Annotated in this window: 3 protein-coding genes; 2 read left to right on the top strand and 1 reads right to left on the bottom strand. The window is 71.0% G+C overall.

Annotation, left to right across the window (positions count from 1 at the left end; all coding sequences use genetic code 11):
* Positions 1-133 precede the first annotated feature (133 nt).
* Positions 134-835 (top strand): glycosyltransferase family 4 protein, encoded by a 702-nt coding sequence (locus tag FNQ90_RS12805; protein ID WP_228471090.1) that lies wholly within the window; start codon positions 134-136, stop codon positions 833-835.
* Between the two features lie 138 nt (positions 836-973).
* Here FNQ90_RS12805 and FNQ90_RS12800 read toward each other — a convergent pair whose 3' ends face one another.
* On the bottom strand, positions 974-2776 hold the full coding sequence (locus FNQ90_RS12800; protein ID WP_143621437.1) for a glycoside hydrolase family 15 protein: 1803 nt from the start codon (positions 2774-2776) through the stop codon (positions 974-976).
* Positions 2777-3263: 487 nt separating this feature from the next.
* Here FNQ90_RS12800 and FNQ90_RS12795 point away from each other — a divergent pair.
* On the top strand, positions 3264-4834 hold a 1571-nt coding region (locus FNQ90_RS12795), incomplete at its 3' end, for a CTP synthase (RefSeq protein ID WP_182606492.1).

Raw genomic sequence — 4834 nt, 5'->3', positions numbered from 1 at the left:
CGTGTGAAGACCTTTTTTTTTACACGCAGAAGACGGAATACGAGGTATATGCAAGTCTCGTGGGCTAGGAGATGTTTATAAGAGACAGCTTCTCCCCCTCGTCCCCTCGCATCCACCGAGGAGTCCTGTCGTGATGGCACCAACCGGCGGTGGTCTGCGGTCGGACCGGGGCACGGGCGGCCCACTCGCCCCGCTTCCCCCGCGCCGCTCCCGCACAGCCGTTCTCCACCTGCTCGGCCCCGGGGAGGGGCACCTCGCCCCCCGGGTCCGAGTGCTCGCCGGGGCGTTGCCCGCCCGAGGGGTGCGCGTCACGGTCTGCGCACCGGCGGAACTCGTGGAACGCTGGGGGCCGGCCGGGCCGGCGTTCCGGGGCGTGGAGATCGTTCCCCTGCCGCGCGGCTCCCTCAGCCGCTGGATCGCCGAGGTGCGGGCCCGCTCCGCCGATGTCGACGTGGTGCACGCCCACGGCCCCGCGGGCGGCCTGCCCGCGGTCTCCGCGGCCCTGCGTCGTCGACTTCCCCTGGTGGTGGGCTGGCCCGTACGGCCGGGTGACGATCACCCGGAGATCACCACCCCGGGCGGGCGCGTCCGGGCCGGGGTGCGCCGCGCCGTCGAGCGGCGGGTGGCCGCTGCGGCGACCGTCGTGTTGGCCGACACACCGGAACTGTTGGACCGGGCCCGCCGACGTGGTGCCGGGGACGCCCGACTCGCCCCCGCCCCGCTGCCGCGTCTCCCGGCGCCACAGCGCCCCGGCGCACGCGTCGGGGCCGAGGAGCGGGCGGTCGCCCTGCTGCTCGCCGTTTACGACGAACTCGTCCGCCTCCGCGGCCACTGAGCCCCGCGGGAGGGCCGATCACCGCCCGGGCGTTCCGCCGTTCGGGTGGTTTCGGGCCGGAGGCGCCGCACCCGGAGGAGTCCGGGACATGGTCGGGCCGGCCCCGGGATTCCCCGGGAGCCGGCCCTCGGTACCCCCTCAGCCGCCGTAGGCGCCGGAGGCGGTCAGCCGCAGTGCCGTGTCGATCAGCGGGACGTGACTGAACGCCTGGGGGAAGTTCCCCACCTGTCGTTGGAGGCGGGAATCCCACTCCTCGGCCAGCAGGCCGAGGTCGTTGCGCAGGGCCAGCAGACGTTCGAACAGCTTCCGGGCCTCGTCCACCCGGCCGATCATCGCCAGGTCGTCCGCCATCCAGAACGAGCAGGCCAGGAAGGCCCCCTCGTCGCCCACCAGGCCGTCCACACCCTCCTCGTCGCCGGAGGTGGGGTAGCGCAGGATGAAGCCGTCCGGTGTGGAGAGCTCCCGCTGGATGGCCTCCACCGTGCCGATGACCCGCTTGTCGTCCGGCGGCAGGAAACCCATCTGCGGGATCAGCAGCAACGAGGCGTCCAGTTCCCGGGAACCGTAGGACTGGGTGAAGGTGTTCCGCTCGGCGTCGTAGCCGTGCTCGCACACCGCCCGGTGGATCTCGTCGCGCAACTCCCGCCACCTCTCCAGGGGGCCGTCCACCTCGCCGGACTCGATCAGCTTCACCGCCCGGTCCACCGCCACCCAGGCCATCACCTTGGAGTGCACGAAGTGCCGACGCGGGCCGCGGACCTCCCAGATGCCCTCGTCCGGCTCGTTCCAGTGATCCTCCAGGTACGCGATGAGCTTGAGCAGCAGCAGGTTCGCGTGGTCGTTGCGGGCCAGGCCGGTCATGTGCGCCAGGTGCAGCGCCTCGGTGACCTCGCCGTACACGTCCAGTTGGAGTTGGCCGGCCGCGCCGTTGCCGATCCGCACGGGGGAGGAGTTCTCGTACCCCGGCAGCCACTCCAGTTCGGTCTCGCCCAGCTCCCGCTCACCCGCGATGCCGTACATGATCTGGAGGTTCTGCGGGTCACCCGCCACCGCCCGCAACAGCCACTCCCGCCAGGCGCGTGCCTCCTCCCGGTACCCGGTGCGCAGCAGTGAGGACAGGGTGATGGCGGCGTCGCGCAGCCAGGTGAAGCGGTAGTCCCAGTTGCGAGACCCCCCGATCTCCTCGGGCAGCGAGGTGGTCGGTGCCGCCACGATGCCGCCGGTGGGGCCGTAGGTCAGGGCCTTGAGGGTGATGAGGGAACGGACCACGGCCTCCCGGTAGGGGCCGTGGTAGGTGCAGTGCGTCACCCACTCGCGCCAGAACTCCTCGGTGGCGGCCAGGGACTCCTCGGGCTCGGGCAGCGGGGGCACCTCGCGGTGCGAGGGCTGCCAGCTGATGGTGAGCGCCACCCGGTCGCCGGGGGCGACGGTGAAGTCCGAGTAGGTGGTCAGGTTCTCGCCGTAGGTCTCCGCGGTGGTGTCCAGCCACACGGAGTCGGGACCGGCGACGGCCACCGTGCGCTCACCGACCCGGTGCACCCACGGCACCACCCAGCCGTAGGAGAAGCGCATGCGCAGCGCCGACCGCATCGGAACCCGACCGCTGACGCCCTCGACGATGCGGATCAGCTGCGGCGCACCCTCCCGGGGCGGCATGAAATCCGTCACCCGGACGGTGCCGCGCGGGGTGTCCCATTCGGACTCCAGGATCAGCGAGTCGCCCTTGTAGCGGCGCCGGGTGGCACGGGCCGGTTCCTCACCGGCTCCCTGCGCGGGACCGATCCGCCAGAAGCCGTGTTCCTCGGTGCCCAGCAGGCCGGCGAAGATGGCATGGGAGTCGAACCGCGGCAGGCACAACCAGTCGACGGAGCCGTCGCGGCCCACGAGCGCGGCGGTCTGCGTGTCGCCGATCAATCCGTAGTCCTCGATGCGCCCTGCCACCTGCGTCTCCCACTCTGTGTCGTTCCCCCACCCGGGGCGTGTCCCGCGTTCTGCCCGCGAGCGTCCGTGCAGAATACGCCGCGGGCATGTGTTCCGCGTCCACCTCGTCGCGAAGCGGAACGACGGGCGCGGGAAGGGTGCGCCGGGCTGTTTTCCCACCGTCGCACCTGTGTGCGCCCACTCCCACCCCCGGGGGGCCGGTGGACCGTCCCGTCCACCGGGCCGGGAAGCGGGCGGCGCCCCGCCTCCGCACCCGGGAAAGGGCTTGTGGGGGCCGCTCCGGGCGCCCGGAGCGCGCCGGGGACGCCGGGCCGACCCCGGGCGGGCCGTGTCGGCGCCTCCCGGCGCTGATACGCTGGTGGTCCGTGGAGCGGAGGGCCGAAAACCCCCGAACCGCAGCAGCGGCGCCCCGACGGAACTTCTCATCATCCCGCCCCCGGCGCCGACGTGCAATCGACCTCGCGACCACGGGAGCGCTCTCTTGGCCATGCCGCTCAGCACCTCGACGACCAAGCACATCTTCGTCACCGGAGGTGTCGCCTCCTCGCTCGGCAAGGGCCTCACCGCGTCCAGCCTGGGCGCCCTGCTCAAGGCACGGGGCCTGCGGGTCACGATGCAGAAGCTCGACCCCTACCTCAACGTCGACCCCGGCACGATGAACCCCTTCCAGCACGGTGAGGTGTTCGTCACCAACGACGGCGCGGAGACCGATCTCGACATCGGTCACTACGAGCGTTTCCTCGACGTGGACCTGGACGCCAGCGCCAACGTCACCACCGGCCAGATCTACTCCTCGGTCATCGCCAAGGAACGGCGCGGTGAGTACCTGGGCGACACCGTGCAGGTCATCCCGCACATCACCAACGAGATCAAGCACCGGGTCCGTCGCATGGCGACGGAGGACGTGGACGTGGTGATCACCGAGGTGGGTGGCACCGTCGGCGACATCGAGTCGCTGCCCTTCCTGGAGGCCGTGCGGCAGGTGCGGCACGAGGTCGGCCGCGAGAACGTCTTCGTGGTGCACATCTCCCTGCTGCCCTACATCGGACCCTCCGGGGAACTGAAGACCAAGCCCACCCAGCACTCCGTCGCGGCGCTGCGAAGCATCGGCATCCAGCCGGACGCCATCGTGCTGCGCGCCGATCGGGAGGTGCCGGTCTCCATCAAGCGCAAGGTCTCGCTGATGTGCGACGTGGACGAGGCGGCCGTGGTCGCCGCCATCGACGCGAAGTCCATCTACGACATCCCCAAGGTGCTGCACACCGAGGGCCTGGACGCCTACGTGGTGCGCCGTCTTGACCTTCCCTTCCGGGACGTGGACTGGACCGAGTGGGACGATCTGCTGGGGCGGGTGCACTCGCCGGAACACGAGGTGACGGTCGCCCTGGTCGGCAAGTACGTGGATCTGCCCGACGCCTACCTCTCGGTGACCGAGGCCATTCGCGCCGGTGGCTTCGCCAACCGGGCCAGGGTCCACGTGAAGTGGGTCACCTCCGACGACTGCCGCACCCCCGCCGGCGCCCGCGAACACCTCGGTGACGTCGACGCCGTCTGCATTCCCGGCGGTTTCGGTGAGCGGGGCGTGGAGGGCAAGATCGGCGCCATCCGTTGGGCCCGGGAGAACCGGGTCCCGCTGTTGGGCCTGTGCCTGGGGCTGCAGTGCGTGGTGATCGAGGCGGCCCGGTCCCTGGCCGGTCTGGAGAACGCCGGTTCGACCGAGTTCGACCGGGCCACGGCCCATCCGGTGATCTCCACCATGGAGGAGCAGCTCGACATCGTCGCCGGAGAGGGTGACCTGGGCGGCACGATGCGGCTGGGGTTGTACCCCGCCAAGCTGGCCGAGGGGTCGGTGGTCCGGGAGGCGTACGCCGACGAGCCGTACGTGGAGGAGCGTCACCGGCACCGCTACGAGGTGAACAACGCCTACCGTTCGGAGCTGGAGAAGAAGGCCGGGCTGCTGTTCTCCGGCACCTCGCCGGACAACAAGCTGGTGGAGTTCGTCGAGTACCCCCGCGAGATCCACCCCTATCTGGTGGCCACCCAGGCCCACCCCTTGCT

Origin of the sequence: Streptomyces alkaliphilus (assembly GCF_014141535.1) — a bacterium.
Lineage (GTDB): Bacteria > Actinomycetota > Actinomycetes > Streptomycetales > Streptomycetaceae > Streptomyces > Streptomyces alkaliphilus.
Note: the sequence above shows the minus strand (reverse complement) of the source record. Positions and strands in the feature narration are given on the sequence as shown.

What these genes read in the sequence shown, in the direction of transcription:
- FNQ90_RS12805 (WP_228471090.1), top strand. Translation starts at nt 134, where the DNA reads ATGGCACCAACCGGCGGTGGTCTGCGGTCGGACCGGGGCACGGGCGGC.